This is a genomic window from Mesorhizobium sp. NPDC059054 (assembly GCF_042739215.1).
Classification (GTDB): Bacteria; Pseudomonadota; Alphaproteobacteria; order Rhizobiales; family Rhizobiaceae; genus Mesorhizobium.
In genome coordinates this window covers 599,706-614,902 of sequence record NZ_JBHYHV010000004.1, presented here as the reverse complement: position 1 = coordinate 614,902, position 15,197 = coordinate 599,706, and the positions used below count along the sequence as shown (strand labels likewise).

The 15,197-nt window shown below is 63.0% G+C and carries 17 protein-coding genes; 8 read left to right on the top strand and 9 right to left on the bottom strand.

Features of this window, described 5'->3' with window-relative positions; genetic code table 11:
- Positions 1-19: 19 nt before the first annotated feature.
- From ACFWXH_RS20215 to ACFWXH_RS20205, 3 genes are all read left to right on the top strand, one after another.
- A complete protein-coding gene (locus ACFWXH_RS20215; RefSeq protein ID WP_379123165.1) occupies positions 20-2,731 on the top strand; it encodes a DNA translocase FtsK in 2,712 nt (903 codons plus the stop codon).
- A 74-nt stretch (positions 2,732-2,805) separates the two neighbouring features.
- On the top strand, positions 2,806-3,495 hold the full coding sequence (locus ACFWXH_RS20210; RefSeq protein WP_379123164.1) for an outer-membrane lipoprotein carrier protein LolA: 690 nt from the start codon (positions 2,806-2,808) through the stop codon (positions 3,493-3,495).
- Between the two features lie 193 nt (positions 3,496-3,688).
- Positions 3,689-4,492 (top strand): exodeoxyribonuclease III, encoded by an 804-nt coding sequence (locus tag ACFWXH_RS20205; RefSeq protein ID WP_379123162.1) that lies wholly within the window; start codon positions 3,689-3,691, stop codon positions 4,490-4,492.
- Between the two features lie 8 nt (positions 4,493-4,500).
- On the opposite strand, the gene ACFWXH_RS20200 is transcribed toward ACFWXH_RS20205, so the two are convergent.
- The 3 genes from ACFWXH_RS20200 to ACFWXH_RS20190 all read right to left on the bottom strand — a co-directional run bounded on the left by ACFWXH_RS20200 (position 4,501) and on the right by ACFWXH_RS20190 (position 6,383).
- Positions 4,501-4,995: a GNAT family N-acetyltransferase gene (locus ACFWXH_RS20200; RefSeq protein WP_379123160.1), complete on the bottom strand. Its 495-nt coding sequence runs from the start codon at positions 4,993-4,995 to the stop codon at positions 4,501-4,503.
- 10 nt (positions 4,996-5,005) lie between these two features.
- Positions 5,006-5,461 (bottom strand): cyclic nucleotide-binding domain-containing protein, encoded by a 456-nt coding sequence (locus ACFWXH_RS20195; protein WP_054310345.1) that lies wholly within the window; start codon positions 5,459-5,461, stop codon positions 5,006-5,008.
- 238 nt (positions 5,462-5,699) lie between these two features.
- On the bottom strand, positions 5,700-6,383 hold the full coding sequence (locus ACFWXH_RS20190) for a response regulator transcription factor (protein ID WP_054310344.1): 684 nt from the start codon (positions 6,381-6,383) through the stop codon (positions 5,700-5,702).
- A 107-nt stretch (positions 6,384-6,490) separates the two neighbouring features.
- Here ACFWXH_RS20190 and ACFWXH_RS20185 point away from each other — a divergent pair, with 107 nt between their 5' ends.
- Complete coding sequence (locus tag ACFWXH_RS20185; protein WP_082407337.1) at positions 6,491-7,075, top strand: L,D-transpeptidase; 585 nt, start codon at positions 6,491-6,493, stop codon at positions 7,073-7,075.
- A gap of 15 nt (positions 7,076-7,090) precedes the next feature.
- Here ACFWXH_RS20185 and ACFWXH_RS20180 read toward each other — a convergent pair whose 3' ends face one another.
- Positions 7,091-7,339: a hypothetical protein gene (locus ACFWXH_RS20180; protein ID WP_379123158.1), complete on the bottom strand. Its 249-nt coding sequence runs from the start codon at positions 7,337-7,339 to the stop codon at positions 7,091-7,093.
- Between the two features lie 136 nt (positions 7,340-7,475).
- On the opposite strand from ACFWXH_RS20180, the gene ACFWXH_RS20175 reads away from it, so the two are divergent.
- Positions 7,476-8,426, top strand: a complete 951-nt coding sequence (locus ACFWXH_RS20175; protein WP_379123156.1) for a LysR substrate-binding domain-containing protein — start codon at positions 7,476-7,478, stop codon at positions 8,424-8,426.
- Positions 8,427-8,439: 13 nt separating this feature from the next.
- Here the strand turns inward: ACFWXH_RS20175 and ACFWXH_RS20170 are convergent, their stop codons facing one another.
- From ACFWXH_RS20170 to tsaD, 5 genes are read right to left on the bottom strand one after another with little or no spacing between them, the layout of a single operon-like run.
- Complete coding sequence (locus ACFWXH_RS20170; RefSeq protein ID WP_379123154.1) at positions 8,440-9,135, bottom strand: class I SAM-dependent methyltransferase; 696 nt, start codon at positions 9,133-9,135, stop codon at positions 8,440-8,442.
- Positions 9,090-9,515, bottom strand: a complete 426-nt coding sequence (locus ACFWXH_RS20165) for an EVE domain-containing protein (protein ID WP_379123153.1) — start codon at positions 9,513-9,515, stop codon at positions 9,090-9,092. The genes ACFWXH_RS20170 and ACFWXH_RS20165 overlap by 46 nt, the downstream gene beginning before the upstream one ends.
- Before the next feature lie 25 nt (positions 9,516-9,540).
- Complete coding sequence (locus ACFWXH_RS20160) at positions 9,541-9,837, bottom strand: YciI-like protein (protein WP_379123151.1); 297 nt, start codon at positions 9,835-9,837, stop codon at positions 9,541-9,543.
- 18 nt (positions 9,838-9,855) lie between these two features.
- Positions 9,856-10,854, bottom strand: a complete 999-nt coding sequence (locus tag ACFWXH_RS20155; protein ID WP_379123149.1) for an NAD(P)H-dependent glycerol-3-phosphate dehydrogenase — start codon at positions 10,852-10,854, stop codon at positions 9,856-9,858.
- Positions 10,851-11,936 (bottom strand): tRNA (adenosine(37)-N6)-threonylcarbamoyltransferase complex transferase subunit TsaD, encoded by a 1,086-nt coding sequence (gene tsaD / locus ACFWXH_RS20150; RefSeq protein ID WP_379123307.1) that lies wholly within the window; start codon positions 11,934-11,936, stop codon positions 10,851-10,853. Before tsaD ends, ACFWXH_RS20155 begins: the two co-directional genes overlap by 4 nt.
- Before the next feature lie 108 nt (positions 11,937-12,044).
- On the opposite strand from tsaD, the gene hemC reads away from it, so the two are divergent.
- The 3 genes from hemC (at position 12,045) to ACFWXH_RS20135 (ending at position 15,197) form a co-directional block, all read left to right on the top strand.
- A complete protein-coding gene (hemC, locus tag ACFWXH_RS20145) occupies positions 12,045-12,971 on the top strand; it encodes a hydroxymethylbilane synthase (protein ID WP_379123147.1) in 927 nt (308 codons plus the stop codon).
- A gap of 25 nt (positions 12,972-12,996) precedes the next feature.
- On the top strand, positions 12,997-13,713 hold the full coding sequence (locus tag ACFWXH_RS20140) for a uroporphyrinogen-III synthase (protein ID WP_379123145.1): 717 nt from the start codon (positions 12,997-12,999) through the stop codon (positions 13,711-13,713).
- Positions 13,714-13,811: 98 nt separating this feature from the next.
- Positions 13,812-15,197, top strand: a complete 1,386-nt coding sequence (locus ACFWXH_RS20135) for a COG4223 family protein (RefSeq protein WP_379123143.1) — start codon at positions 13,812-13,814, stop codon at positions 15,195-15,197.

Sequence of the window (15,197 nt, the reverse complement as noted above, 5' to 3'; positions counted from 1 at the left end):
ATGACAGACGGGGAAATGCATGCGTTCAGGGGCATCGGCACCGCTCGCGCTGACCAGCACCGGGCACGGGTTCCAGGCGTTCCTGCGACGCCAGGCCGGCCGGCTTGTCGGCGGCGCGCTGTTCGTTTTCGTCGCTTTCGGCGTGGCTGCGCTGGCGACATGGAACGTCGCCGACCCGTCCTTCTCGCATGCCACCGACAATCCCGTGACCAACGCGATGGGATATCCGGGCGCGGTGTTCTCCGACCTCGCCACCCAGTTCCTTGGTCTCTCCGCCGTCGCCGCTCTGGTGCCCGCAGTGATCTGGGGCTTCCTGCTGTTTTCCGCCCGCGGTGTCGACAAGATGCCGCGCCGTGGTGTCTCGTGGGCTGGTTTCGCTCTGCTTGCGGCGGCGATGGCCGGCTGCGTCGTGCCGCCCAAGACCTGGCCGCTGCCAAGCGGTCTTGGCGGTGTCTTCGGCGATATGGTGCTGAAGGTGCCGGGCCTGTTCCTGGGTGGCTATCCGACCGGGCTTGCCGCCAGCATCATCGCCGTGCTGCTCGCCGCTCCCGCACTTTGGCTGTTCGCCCACGGCTCCGCCCTGATTTCCCGCACCAACGGCTTTGCCGTGATGGACGAACCCGAGCCGAAGCGTCGTGAAAAGGAAGAAGATCGCGACGCCATCCTGTTCGAGAACGAAGAGGACGATGACGACAATGGCGGGTTGCTGGCGCTCGGCGCCGTCACCCACTGGTGGCTGTCGTTCCGTGCGTGGCGGCATCGCCGCGCCGCCGCTCGCCGGCGCGAAGAGGAAGGCGAGTTCGATTTCGCCGAAATGCCGTCGCGCGAAAGCGCCTGGCGCCGCGCTGCCGAACGTGTGGAATCGGCCGAACTCGCCGAGGCTCGCATGAGCTCGAGCGGCCGTGCCCGCGTCGAACCCGAGTTCTTCGCGGCGATGGTCAAGGATCGCCATCCAACGGTTGATCCTGCCGACGCCCCCTTCGAGACGGACGATTTCGACGGTGGCGATTTCGGTGAAGCCGATTTCGAGCGCGACGAGGACGATTTTGATCAGCCCGTGGTGTCGCCGCGCACGCAGGCTGGCTCCAACACCCAGGTACGCAATTTCCGCTCCGATGCCGCCACACGCGTCGAAGCACCGGCGCCCCGGCCGACGCAAGGCGCGCGCGTCCAGCGCGAGGCGCAGACCTCGCTCATCGCTTCCAGCAGTTTCGAAATGCCGTCGCTGCATTTCCTGTCCGAACCGAAGAGCGTGGCCCGCGATCCGAGCCTGTCCAAGGACGCATTGGAACAGAACGCGCGTCTGCTGGAAGGCGTGCTGGAAGACTTCGGCGTCAAGGGCGAGATCATCCATGTCCGGCCTGGTCCGGTGGTCACGCTCTACGAGCTCGAGCCAGCGCCCGGCATCAAGTCGAGCCGCGTCATCGGCCTTGCCGACGACATCGCCCGTTCGATGAGCGCGATCGCCGCTCGTGTCGCGGTGGTGCCCGGCCGCAACGCCATCGGTATCGAACTGCCCAACGCCAAGCGCGAAATGGTCTATCTGCGCGAGATCCTGGCCAGTCGCGATTTCGAGGAAAGCAAGGCCAAGCTCGCGCTTGCGCTCGGCAAGACCATCAATGGCGAGCCGGTCATCGTCGACATCGCCAAGATGCCGCATGTGCTGGTGGCCGGTACCACGGGTTCCGGCAAGTCGGTGGCCATCAACACCATGATCCTGTCGCTGCTCTACCGGCTGAAACCGGAGGAGTGCCGCCTCATCATGATCGATCCGAAAATGCTGGAACTCTCCGTCTATGACGGCATCCCGCACCTGCTGACGCCTGTCGTCACCGATCCGAAGAAGGCCGTGGTCGCGCTGAAGTGGACGGTGCGCGAGATGGAGGATCGCTACCGCAAGATGTCCAAGGTCGGCGTGCGCAACATCGACGGTTTCAACCAGCGTATCGTGCAGGCCGACAAGAAGGGCGAGAAGATCTCGCGCACGGTGCAGACGGGTTTCGACCGTCAGACCGGCGAGGCGATCTACGAGACCGAGGATCTCGATCTCGAGCCGATGCCTTATATCGTCGTCATCATCGACGAGATGGCCGACCTGATGATGGTTGCCGGCAAGGATATCGAAGGCGCCGTCCAGCGCCTCGCCCAGATGGCCCGCGCTGCCGGCATCCACGTCATCATGGCGACGCAGCGTCCATCCGTCGACGTCATCACCGGCACGATCAAGGCCAATTTCCCGACCCGCATCTCCTTCCAGGTGACGTCGAAGATCGACTCGCGCACCATCCTTGGCGAACAGGGCGCGGAACAGCTGCTCGGCATGGGCGACATGCTCTATATGGCAGGTGGTGGCCGTATCCAGCGTGTACACGGCCCGTTCGTCGCCGACGATGAGGTCGAGAAGGTAGTCCAGCACCTGAAGCTGCAGGGCGTGCCTGAATATCTCGATGCGATCACCGAGGATGATGAGGAAGGCGATGACGAACCGTCGGGCCGCGGAGGTTCGGGTGGCGGCAATCTCGACGATTCCGACGATCCGTACGATCAGGCGGTCGCGGTGGTGCTGCGCGACGGCAAGGCATCGACCAGCTACATCCAGCGTCGTCTCGGCATCGGTTACAACCGTGCTGCATCGATCATCGAACGGATGGAGCAGGAGGGTATCGTCGGTGCAGCCAACCATGCCGGCAAGCGCGAAATCCTGGTACCGACGGAAGAAGACAAGTTCTGACAAGAGGACGGTCAAACTAAAGCCCAACTGAGGGTTCACCACCTGTCCGGAACAACGATACGAGAGTAAGCGGCATGGAAGACAACCTTTTCGCAGCAGCAACCGGCCTTGCCTTGACGCGGCGGCGGTTGCTCGGGTTTGGCTTGATGGTGGTGGGTGCCGCTGCTGCCAACACCGTGCCGGCCTTCATGCCCGTGGCCGCCGCCCAGGCCGCTGTCCCGCCTGCCGCCCAGAAGATCGCCGATCATTTCTCGGCGGTGAAGTCGATGACGGGTGAATTCGTGCAGTTCGGTCCGAAAGGCGAACAGACCGGCGGCAAGTTCTTCCTGGAACGTCCGGGCAAGATCCGCTTCAACTATGAAGGCGCGGCCAACTTCAAGGTGATCTCGGACGGCGAATCGGTCGTGCTTCTCAACAAGAAGTTGCAGACATCCGACCTCTACCCGCTTTCAAAGACGCCGCTGAAGCTCCTGCTCGAAGACAGGATCGACCTGTCCGGCGACCGCGTGAAGAATGTGAAGGAAGAGGAAGACCTCATCACCATCAAGCTGTCGGACAAGCAGGTGTTCGGCAATTCGACCATCACCATGATGTTCGATCCGAAGACCTACGACCTGCGCCAGTGGACGATCACCGATGCGCAGGGCAAGGACACCACGGTGATGATCTTCAACACCAGGGAAGGCGTTTCCTTCGCGCCCGATACGTTCAAGATCGACTATACGGCCAACCGCGAGCTCAATGCCAAGAAGGGTTTCCGTTGAGGCTTGGCCGCAGCGCGCCTGGTCCGACTGCCGTCATTTCCTAAACTCTTTGTGGAAATTCGGCGCACTGGATCCTTGTCCGGTGCGCCGTCTTGTTTTTCCGAACCCAGGCTGGCAGGTTCCGCGCAAATTTCATCGCATTGATGCCTTCGCTTGAGCCCGCCGGCTTGACGGGCACGGGTTCGGAACACGCATGGCTTTTACCCTGGCAACCTGGAACATCAACTCGGTCAGGCTACGCATGCCGCTGGTCGAACAGCTGATCGCGGAGCGCAATCCCGACATCATCTGCCTGCAGGAAACCAAATGCCCGGACGATCTGTTTCCGGCGAACGCTTTCCGCAAGCTGGGCTACGAGCACATCGCCATCCACGGCCAGAAGGGTTATCACGGCGTCGCCACGGTCGCGCGGCGGCCGATCGAAATCGTGGAAAGGCGCCGCTTCTGCGAGATCGAAGACAGCCGGCATATTTCGGTACGATTCGAGGCTGGCGGCAGGAAGATCGTGCTTCACAATTTCTATGTGCCGGCGGGCGGCGACGAACCCAATCCCCAGATCAACCCGAAGTTCCGGCACAAGCTCGATTTCGTGCAGGAGATGAACAGCGTTCGCGCCGACGAAAATGACGGCGCGGGATCGATCCTGGTCGGAGATCTCAACATCGCTCCGCTCGAACACGACGTCTGGTCGCACAAGCAACTGCTCAACGTCGTCAGCCATACGCCGGTCGAGACCGAGAGTTTCGAGGCAATGCGCAAGCAGGGCTCCTGGGCCGATCTGATGCGTTTGAATGTGCCCGTCGAACAGAAGATCTATACCTGGTGGAGCTATCGCGCCGCCGATTGGCAGGCGTCGGATCGCGGCCGCCGTCTCGACCATGTCTGGTCCTCGAACAACCTCGTGCCGGCTTTCACGGGATATGAGATCCTGCGCGTCGCCCGCGGATGGGAGCGCCCATCCGACCATGTACCGGTGATTGCCCGGTTCGATCTCTGAAAAAAATGCTAGGCGTTGGCCGCTTCCCATTCGGGGCGCAACAGCGACATTGCCAGTTCGTCGCGATATTCGCCGCCGAAATAGGCACTGCCGCGCGAAATGCCCTCTGCCTTGAAGCCGATCGCTTCGTACATGCGCCGGGCGCGCAGATTGTCCGGAAACAGGCCGATGACGAGGCGATGAACATCGGTCTCCCGGAAGGCGTGCGCGACGACGGCGGCAAGCAGGCGTCGTCCCTGGCCCTGACCGGGGCTGACGACGGCAACGCGGCGCACCAGCGTCGTGCGCTCGACCGCGTTCCAGAAACGCAGCATGGCGAACCCGACCGGTGCCGGGCCGTCATAGCCGATGAAATAGGCATGGCTGCCGTCGACAAAGGCATCGCGGTGCCGTTGCTCGTCCCAGCGTCCAACGAGCCGGTCGTACCCTTCCAGCCGTTCTGTAGCCATGATGAAAGGCAGATCGTCCAGACCGCCACGAACGAGATGAAAAGTCGTGCCCACAGGTGTTCCGCTAGCCGCCGAAGCGCGGCGCCAGCTGTTCGATCCGCTCGATCAGCGCTTGCAACTCTTCGACGATTCGCTGGTGCAGCTGCACCGCGAGGTCGGGATATTCCTCGAGAATACGCCGGAACATCTTGCGGTTGAGGCGCAGAACCTGCGAATCGATCGCCGCGGAGGCACTCGTCAGGCGTTTTGTGTCGGCGATCAATGCCAGCTCGCCCAGGATGGCACCGGGTCCCGCAGTGCTGATCACGACATGGTTGCTGTCGGCTTCGCGATAAAGGGCGATGCGGCCGCTGATCACGACATAGGCGGAATCGGCTTCGTCGTCCTCGCGATAGAGCTTCCTGTCCGCCGGCAGCGAGGTGGTCTCGGCACCGAAGGCGAGCAGACGCAACTGTTCCGGCGTGAAGCCCTCGAAGAGCCCCACGGCGGACAGGACACGGATGTCGTCATCCAGCGCCATCAGTTATGTCCCCGGACCGACAGGTCATTCCCTCCGTTGCGCGACCCCACCCAAAATCGCCATCCGGTCAACTACACTTAATTGACCAATAATATAGAGCCTTTAACAGAATCTGTTCGGACAGGGGAGCGGGTCAAGAAAAGGCAGCTTTGCTGCGTGCCGCCCCATAGTGAAACGGCCGGGAAATCCCGGCCATTGGCTAAACAGGGCATGAGCCTTGGGCAGGCGGTGGCGTGGTTCAGGGAACCAGCTTGTAGCCGCCGCTTTCGGTGACGAGGATCGCCGCGTTCGATGGATCGTGTTCGATCTTCTGGCGCAGGCGGTAGACGTGGGTTTCCAGCGTGTGGGTGGTGACGCCGGAGTTGTAGCCCCACACCTCCTCCAGGAGCACATCGCGGGTCACCACTTTCTGCTCGGCGCGGTAGAGATATTTGATGATGGAGGCTTCCTTTTCGGTCAGCCTCACCTTGCCGCCGCGCTGGTCGATGAGCAGCTTCTGGCTCGGTTTGAAGGTGTAGGGTCCGACCGTGAAAGTGGCGTCCTCGCTCTGCTCATGCTGGCGCAACTGCGCGCGGATGCGCGCAAGCAAAACGGCGAAGCGGAACGGCTTGGTCACATAGTCGTTGGCGCCGGCTTCCAATCCCAGGATCGTGTCGGAATCGGTGTCATGCCCGGTCAGCATGATGATCGGAGCCTTGTAGCCGCCCTTGCGCAGGATCTTCACGGCTTCCCGGCCGTCCATGTCCGGCAGGCCGACATCCATGATGAGCAGATCGATCATGCCGCCGCGTGCTGTCGCGACGCCTTTCGCCGCACTGGTCTCCTGCAGGACGTCGAATTCCTCATAGAGTGACAATTGCTCTGCCAGCGTGGTGCGGAGGTCTTCGTCGTCATCGACAACCAGGATGGTGCGTGAAGTCATGGATCAATCCGTTGTTTCAAAATCACAAAAAGATAGATGTGTCGTTGACCGGAATCCGTTTATGCGGATGCTGTCGCCTTAAACAGCCGATCACGGTAATTTGTTCCATGGTAACATCATATCCGAAAAACCGTGTGCGCAATGGGGCGGACCGGCCATTGCGCACAGGTCTTCGCACACTCGTCGTGCGGGCTCGCCCCGGCGATGGAACCAAGGGGCTGTTGCAGGCAGGAAAACTGGTGTTTTCCTGCGCATTGGGACGAGGCGGTATTTCGGCGAACAAACGCGAAGGCGACGGTGCGACGCCACTCGCGGCGATGCGCATCCTGTCCGGCTATTTCCGCAATGATCAGTTTGCCGGCGCGCGGCGTACGCGGCTTGCGATGGCACCCATCGGTCCGGATCTTGGTTGGTGCGAGGTTCCTGACGACCGCAACTACAACCGGCCGGTGAGGATTCCCTATGGCGCCAGTCACGAGCGCATGAAGCGAGACGACCGGCTTTATGATGCCTGTCTGGTGCTTGACTGGAACATCGCGCCGCGCCGTCGCGGACGCGGCAGCGCGATCTTCTTCCATCTGGCGCGGCCGGGCTTCACGCCGACGCAAGGCTGCGTGGCGGTCACCGCGCAAACCATGGCGCGGCTGTTGCCGCTGCTGTCTGATCGTACGGTGGTGAAGGTGATCCGCTGAGAGGTCGGCGCAGCGTCAGCGACGCTTCGGCCTTTGCGGTGCCTGCCAGCCGAGGTCGAGCAGGCCAAGGCGCTGCGGGGCCTCGGTGACCGTGCGGGCAACGTCTTCCCGACGCAGGCCGACGTCACGCAGGTAGGAGTCGGAGAGGGCCTCGGCGTTCTGCAGCGGAAGTGATGCAGCGATGCGCGCCTGCCTTAGCCAGTCCAACACGGGCTGGATGCGGCTTGGCCGCTCCGGAGGGCATTTCAGAACGATCGCGGACATAACGCACGTCTTTCATCAAGAGCGAAACTTTAAGCTTCGCTTGGCAATTTTCGACTGATCCCAGTATCTCTCATTGAAACGAAAGGGGGAAACGAGTAGTTCTTGGCAGATCATCAAGGGGCGCTTGAAGATAGCCATGTCCCGCCTGCTGCCTGGAACCCGTGCCTTGCGGACGCTGGAAGCGGCAGGACGCCATCTCAATTTCACCCGCGCGGCCGATGAACTCGGGCTGACACCGGCTGCCGTCAGCTATCAGATCAAGGAAATCGAGGATCAGCTCGGCCTGATCCTGTTTACGCGAACCAGCCGCAGCATCCGGCTGACGGAGGCCGGACTGGCGCTCGTGGATGCCGCGACGGACGCGCTGGAAACGCTCAACCGGGCGGTGGCCAAGGCTAAAAAGCTTTCCCGTGGAACGGAACAGTTGAAGGTGACAGCCAGCGCGGAATTTGCCACACGGTGGCTGTTGCGGCGTGTCGATGGTTTCCGCAAGCTATATCCCGACATCGATCTGCGCTTCGACATCACCTATGATGTGCGGGATTTCGATCGGGACGATGTCGATATCGGTATCCGCTTCGGCACCGGAAAATATCCGGGGCTTTGCTCGGCGCGGCTGTTCGAGAATGTCATCATTCCGGTTTGCAGCCCGGAACTGCTGCGGCAGGGGCCGCCACTCACCGAGCCGCGCGACCTGCTCAAACATACGCTCGTTCACATTGAATGGGTCCGCCAGGGTATCGTCTGGCCGAACTGGCGCATGTGGATGGCGGCGGCAGGCGTGGAGGATTTCGATGACAGCCGCACGGTGGTGATGACGACCTCCACCGATGCCATCGCCGCCGCTGCGGGTGGCAATGTCGTGGCGCTGGCCGACTTCGCCATGGTCGCCAACGATCTGTCCGAAGGCCGGCTGGTGCGACCCTTCGAACTCGGCATCAAGGTGCCGCCGGAATTCGCCTATTTCCTGGTCTATCCGGAAGCGTCGGCGCAGGATGCGCGCATTGTCGCCTTCAAGGACTGGATCCTGGCGGAGGCGCATGCGCCGCCGATCGATACGGCACGACGACCATGGGATGATTTCTAGAGCGGTAGATTGCCTAGATGAAACGCCAGACGGTGGTGCGTTTGACCTCGGCGTCCTCCAGCGCCCGCGTTACCGGCACTTCATAGGTCGCCAGTCGCTCCAGGCCGGCTTTCGGCAGGTAGGCGCGGCCGGGATCGCCGATCAGAATATCGGCGCCACGAGCCCTCAAAGCGGAGAACCACGGCAACAGCCGCTCGGCAAATGGCTTTTCGTAAAAGACATCGCCCGCAAGGACGAGATCCCATCCTGTGTCGGTTTCGACCAGATCCTGTCCGTTGAAGGTGACCGCGACTCTGTTTGCTTCGGCATTGAGCCGGATCGCCGTTTCGCAGAAGGGATCGATATCGGCTGCCTCGACAGACGCCGCACCGGCCTTCATCGCGGCGATGGCGACCAGGCCGGAGCCTGAGGCGAAATCCAGCACACGGCGGTTGCGCACGATTTCCGGATGGTCGAGCAGGTAGCGCGCCAATCCCTGTCCGCCGGCCCAGGCAAAGGCCCAGAAGGGCGGCGGCAAGCCGATTTCAGCCAATTCCTCCTCGGTACGCCGCCACAGATCATGCGCCTCATCGGCGAGGCGCAGGGTGATTTCGGGCACGTGCGGCGGCGTCATCGGCGCCGTGTTGTCGAGGATGAAGCGTTCGGCGGTTTGCGGCGTCAGCGTCACGGTGCGGGGTTGAGACCGCCCATGCGACAGACTTCCTTCCACTCCGCGGGAGTCACGGGCTGCACCGACAGGCGTCCGAGCCTGACCAGCGCCATTTCCGACAGCTTCGGGTTGTTTTTGATGTCCGCCAGTGTCGGCGGCGTGGGCACATCGCGAATCGCGCGGATATCGACGCATTCCCAGCGCGGATCGTCGGTTGTCGTGTCATGGTGCGCCAGTGCGCAGACCTCGGCGATGCCGACGATGTTGAGTCCTTCGTTGGAATGATAAAAGAAGCCGAGGTCGCCGATCTGCATCGCCTTCATGTTGTTGCGCGCCGCATAATTGCGCACGCCGTCCCATTGCGTGCCGGCTTTGCCCTTCTCCTTCAGCATGTCGAAGGAGAATTTGAACGGTTCGGATTTGAAGAGCCAATAATTCATCGTGGTCCCTCTGCTGCCCGCGGACTCAAGCTTCGGCCGGTTTGTTGAACACCCAATTCCACGGTCTGACTTCGACGCTCTCGAAAAGGCCTGCCTTGGCGTAGGGATCTGCCGCAGCCAGCGCCTCTGCGGCGGCGAGATCGGCGGCCTCGATGACGACAAGGCTACCATTCGGCTTGCCGTCGGCGTCGAGGAAGGGGCCGCCAAAGGCCAGCTTCTTGTCGGCATTCAGCCCGTTGAGGAAGTTGAGGTGATCCGGGCGTGTGTCGAGGCGCACCTGGAGGTGGCCGGGTTTATCCTTGCAGATCAGTGCAAACAGCATCGTGCTTCCTCAGTCGGTTTAGTCGTTTTCCGTTTTCAGGGGCCGCGTCATCAGCATGGAGACGGCTTCGCCGATGGTGATGGCGCCTTCCAGGATGGCAGCCACGGCCGAAATGATCGGCGCATCGATGCCCTGTTCGGCGGCGAGGCGGGCCGCAATCGCCGCTGTCGGCACCCCTTCGGCCAGAGGACGGCCGGCAAGCGATTCGCCTCGTCCCAGCGCCAATCCGTAAGCGAAATTACGCGATTGCGCCGAGGAGCAGGTCAACATCAGGTCGCCCAGGCCGGAAAGGCCCATCAGTGTCTCCGGCTTGGCCCCGAAGGCAGCACCAATGCGGCGCAATTCGACGAAGCCGCGCGTCACCATGGCGGCTTGCGCGCTGGCGCCGAGGCCTGCGCCGGTCACTGCGCCTGCGGCCAGGGCGAATACATTCTTCAGCGCGCCGCCAATCTCGACGCCAACAAGGTCGTCGCTGGAGTAGCAGCGCAGATTGCGGGCGGAAAACAGCGCCGCGAGTTCAACGGCCAGGGCTTCCTCGCGCGCTGCGACGACAACGGCGGTCGGCAGGCCTTTGGCGACATCCGTGGCAAAGCTTGGCCCCGACAGGGCGGCAATCGGATTGTCGGGCAGGATTTCGCCGGCAATGGTCGACAGCAGCGCGCCCGTGTCGCGCTCGATCCCCTTGGCGCACAAGACCACCGGAACGGTGGTGGCGAGGTGCGGTTTCGTTTCGGTGAGAACTTGACGCAGCGACTGCGCGGGCGTGACGACAAGGATGCAATCGGTGTCCTTCAGGGCCTCAGCCAGGGATGAACTCGCCGCAATGCCTTGGTCTATGGCGATACCGGGCAGATAACGCGGGTTTTCGCCCCGCCGGATCGCTGCAACCATTTCCGCGTCGCGTGCCCACAACGATACTTTGTGGCCGGCTCGCAGCATGGCCTGCGCCAGCGCGGTACCCCAGGCTCCGCCACCCAGGACGGCAATGCGGCGATCACTTGCCTGCACTTCGCTCATGCCTTGGCTCCTCGTCTTCCCGCGCCCACCACCGGCGTGGAGACAGTATCGAGCGGCCAGCGCGAACGGGGCACGAAATCGAAGGCGTTCTCGTCCTTCAGACCTGCTTGCAAGCGTTCGATGCCTGCCCAGGCGATCATCGCCGCATTGTCGGTGCACAGTTTCAGCGGCGGCGCGACGAAACGGAAGCCTGCCTTGTCGCAGAGCCCTTCCAGCGTCGTCTTGATCATCCGATTGGCCGCAACACCCCCGGCGACGACAAGTGCGGGCCGTTCTTCGTGCGGAAATTCTGCCCTGAAGCGGCTCAATGCGCGTGAAACACGGTCCGCGAGCGCATCGGCGACAGCTGTCTGAAACGAAGCGCAGATGTCGGCGACATCCTGTTCGGTCAACGGTGCGATCGCCTGGGCGGTCTGGCGCACGGCGGTCTTCAGTCCGGAAAAAGAGAAATCGGGCTGGGGCGAGCCCTTCATCGGCCGCGGGAAGGCAAAGCGGGCCGGGTCACCCTTCGCGGCAGCCTTCTCGACATTGGGGCCGCCTGGATAAGGCAGGCCGAGCATCTTGGCGGTCTTGTCGAATGCTTCGCCCAGCGCATCATCGATGGTGGTGGCCCAGCGCTGGTAGTCGCCGACGCCGGCGACACGCACGATCTGGGTGTGTCCGCCCGAAACCAGAAGCAGCAGGTAAGGAAAGGTCAGGCCATCGGTCAGCCGGGCGGTCAAAGCATGGCCTTCGAGGTGGTTGATGGCGAGCAGGGGCTTGCCGGCGGCAGCGGCGATGGCCTTTGCCGTCATCAGGCCGACGATCAGGCCGCCGACAAGGCCCGGGCCGGCGGTTGCGGCAATTGCGTCGATGTCATTCAGGCTCATGTCCGAGTCGGCGAGTGCCGCCTCGACAATGCCGTCCAGCGCCTCGACATGGGCGCGCGCGGCGATCTCGGGCACGACGCCACCAAATGCCGCATGTTCGGCGATCTGGCTGAGCACGACATTGGACAGGATTTTCGGCGCGGAAGCGCCGTCCAGCGCTACGATGCTGGCCGCCGTTTCGTCACAGCTCGTCTCTATGCCCAGAACGCGGATCAATTCGCCGCAAACCTCGATGATTGCCCATGCGCCACTTCCCCGTTAGGAGAGGGCTGGATATCCGGAGCTCAGGCTCCGAGCCGGGGTTATCACGGACCGCGCTTGATGCAAACAACCTTGAAGATTGGAACCCGAGGCAGCCTTCTGGCGCTGGCGCAGGCACATGAGACGCGCGACAGGCTGATGGCGGCACATGGCCTGCCGGAAGAAGCGTTCGACGTGGTCGTCATTTCGACCAGTGGCGATCGAATCCAGGATCGGCCGCTATCCGAAGCCGGAGGCAAGGGACTTTTCACCAAGGAGATCGAGGAAGCACTGCTTGACGGGCGCATCGATATCGCCGTGCACTCCTCGAAGGACATGCCGACGATGTTGCCGGAAGGGTTGGAATTATCCGCTTTCCTGCCACGCGAGGACGCTCGCGAAGCTTTCATCAGCCGCAAGGCAGCGCGCATAGCCGACCTGCCGGCAGGGGCAAAGGTCGGTTCCTCTTCCCTCAGGCGCCAGGCCTTGATCCGGCGTATGCGGCCCGATCTCGAAGTGGTGCTGTTTCGCGGCAATGTGCAGACACGGCTGCGCAAGCTGGATGAAGGGGTCGCCGACGCCACGATCTTGGCGCTGGCCGGGCTGAAACGGCTCGATCTGGAGCATATCGCCACTGATGTGATGTCGCTGGAGGCGTTTCCGCCGGCGCCGGGGCAAGGCGCGATCTGCATCGAAAGCCGCATCGGTGATGCGGAGACGGGTGTCTTGCTCGCCGCTATCCACGATGTCCCGACAGGGCAGGCCCTAGCCTGTGAGCGTGCTTTCCTCGCTGCGCTCGACGGCTCCTGCCGCACGCCGATCGCAGGCTACGCGACGGTCGCAGGCGAGGAGCTGTCTTTCTCCGGCATGATCCTCACACCCGATGGCAGCGATGTTCGCGAGGTGGCACGAAGGGGGCTCGGCAAGGATGCGGCGGCGATCGGCGCCGAGGCCGGGGCGGATATTCGGGCGCGTGCCGGCGCTCACTTCTTCGAGGGCTGGAACTGATGTCCCCCTGGCGAGACGGCGCTGAATGATGCGCGTGCTGGTGACGCGGCCGGAGCCGGCGGCCAGCCGCACGGCGGCGCGGCTCCGGGAGCTTGGCTTCGAACCGGTGGTTCTGCCGCTTTCCGAAACCCACGCGTTGCCTGTCACTGCTGACACCTGGTCCGAGGCTGCGGCAGCGCTTGTGGTGACAAGCGCCAACGCCATCCGTCATGCGTCAGCCGATGTTCTGCAGCGAGCCAAAGACCTGCCTTGCCATGTCGTTGGACCGAAGACGGCCGCCGCGGCACGCGCAGCCGGGCTTTCCGTCGCCGAAGTGGGGTCGGGCGATGCCGGGCAACTGGCTGGGCTGATCGCGCCTTCGCTCATCGGCAGGACGGTTGTCTATCTATGCGGCCGCATCCGCTCTCCCGATTTCGAGGCATTCCTTGCCGAACAAGAGGTCAAGGTACTGCCCGTCGAGACTTATGACACGCTGCCGGTCGATCATCCCGGCAAGGTGGCGGCGACACGTCTTGCCGGCCGGCCGGTGGATGCGGTGCTGCTTTATTCCGCCAAGGCGGCGCAGGCCTATTCCGCACTGGCGCAGCGGCCCGAACTGGCGCGCTATTTTGAAGAGACACGCATCCTGACGCTCTCGGTGCGGGTTGCCAAGGCAGCAAGCGCTGTTTTTCCTGGACGGCTGGCGGTCGCGGGGCGGCCGGACGAAGACGCGTTGCTGGCGCTGCTCAACGCGCTGGAATGAAGCTGCTTCATCATACCGCCCCTTTTCACAGCTTGGAGGTGTGGTAGACCGTTTTTAGCCTGCCGCCTGACGGTCCGAACCATTTGGGGAGCCGAAGCATGGTCAAGACGCCCAAGACGCGCCATTCCAGGAGCCGTCGCGAACCGGTGACGATCGATCTCGATCCCACCGACGTTTCGCGGGTGAGCGGTAAGGACCAGCCCGACACCAGCACACAGCCGGAAGAGGCTTTGGACGCGCGGGCGGAAATGCCGGAATCCGAAGAGCAAACAGAAGCGGCTGCCTCCGAGGCCAGCCAGGGCGCAGCGGCATCAAACGATACTGCTTCCCAATCCCGTGGTTTCGATTACGATTTCGGCGAAAACCATGCCCGGTCGGAAGCGGAAGCAACAGAACAGAAAACCGCGCCGGAAACGGCGAAGGCAGCTGACGACCGCAAGGCAAACGGGGGATTTGTGAACGATCAACCTGTCGAACCGAAACGCGGCAGCTTTGGCACTCTTGCTGCCGGTGTGATCGGTGGTGTCGTGGCCCTCGCGGGAATAGGCGTTCTGCAAACCGCCGGTCTGCTGGGTTCTTCCGATGCGGCGTCAAACAGCGAAATCGCAGCACTCAAAGGCGAGGTCGCAGCGCTCAGGTCGAACCCCAATCCAGATGCCTCGGCGCAGCTTGCGGCCGCTCTTGACCAGGTGAAGGCTGAAGTCGCCGCGCTGAAAGCGACACCGCCAGCCACGGGTGTCGACGAGGGGCAGATGAAGGCGCTTTCCGACAAGGTCGCTGAGTTCGACACTGCGCTCGCCGCCTTGCGCAGCGAAAATGGCGCGGCGGCCATCGACCTGGGACCGCTGAACAGCAAAGTGACGACGCTGGAGGCGCAGATGCAGTCTGCGGAACAGGCCGCAGCCACCCTGGACGGTCGCCTTGGCGCGGTCGAGCAACAGACCTCGCAACTTTCCGGCAAAGTGGATGCGCAGGCCTCGCAACCCAAGATCGCGCTGGCCATCGCGGCTTCGGCGCTCAAGGCCGCGCTCGATCGCGGCGCCCCTTTCACTGCGGAGCTCGAGACTTTCGCGGCAGTCCGGCCGGATGCGCCGCAGATCGCAACCTTGCGCGCCTATGCTGAAAAGGGCATCCCGACGCGTATCGACATCACCGCCGGCATTGGCGATGCCGCCAATGCGATGATTTCGGCGGCAACGCCGGTCGATCCCAACCAGGGCGTATTCCAGCGCCTGCTGACCAGCGCGGAATCACTTGTAAAGGTGCGGCCGATCGGTGCCGTCGAAGGCAAGGGGGCGCCGGAAACCGTGGCACGCATGGAGGTTGCGGTGAACCAGGGCGACTATGCCAAGGCGCTGTCCGAATACGACACACTGCCGGAAACCGCAAAGGCGGCCGGTGCGGACTTCGCCGGCAAGCTCAAGGCCCGGCAAGAGGCGGAAGCGGCTGTGAACGAGCTGGTGTCGGGCGCAATGAAGGGGTGA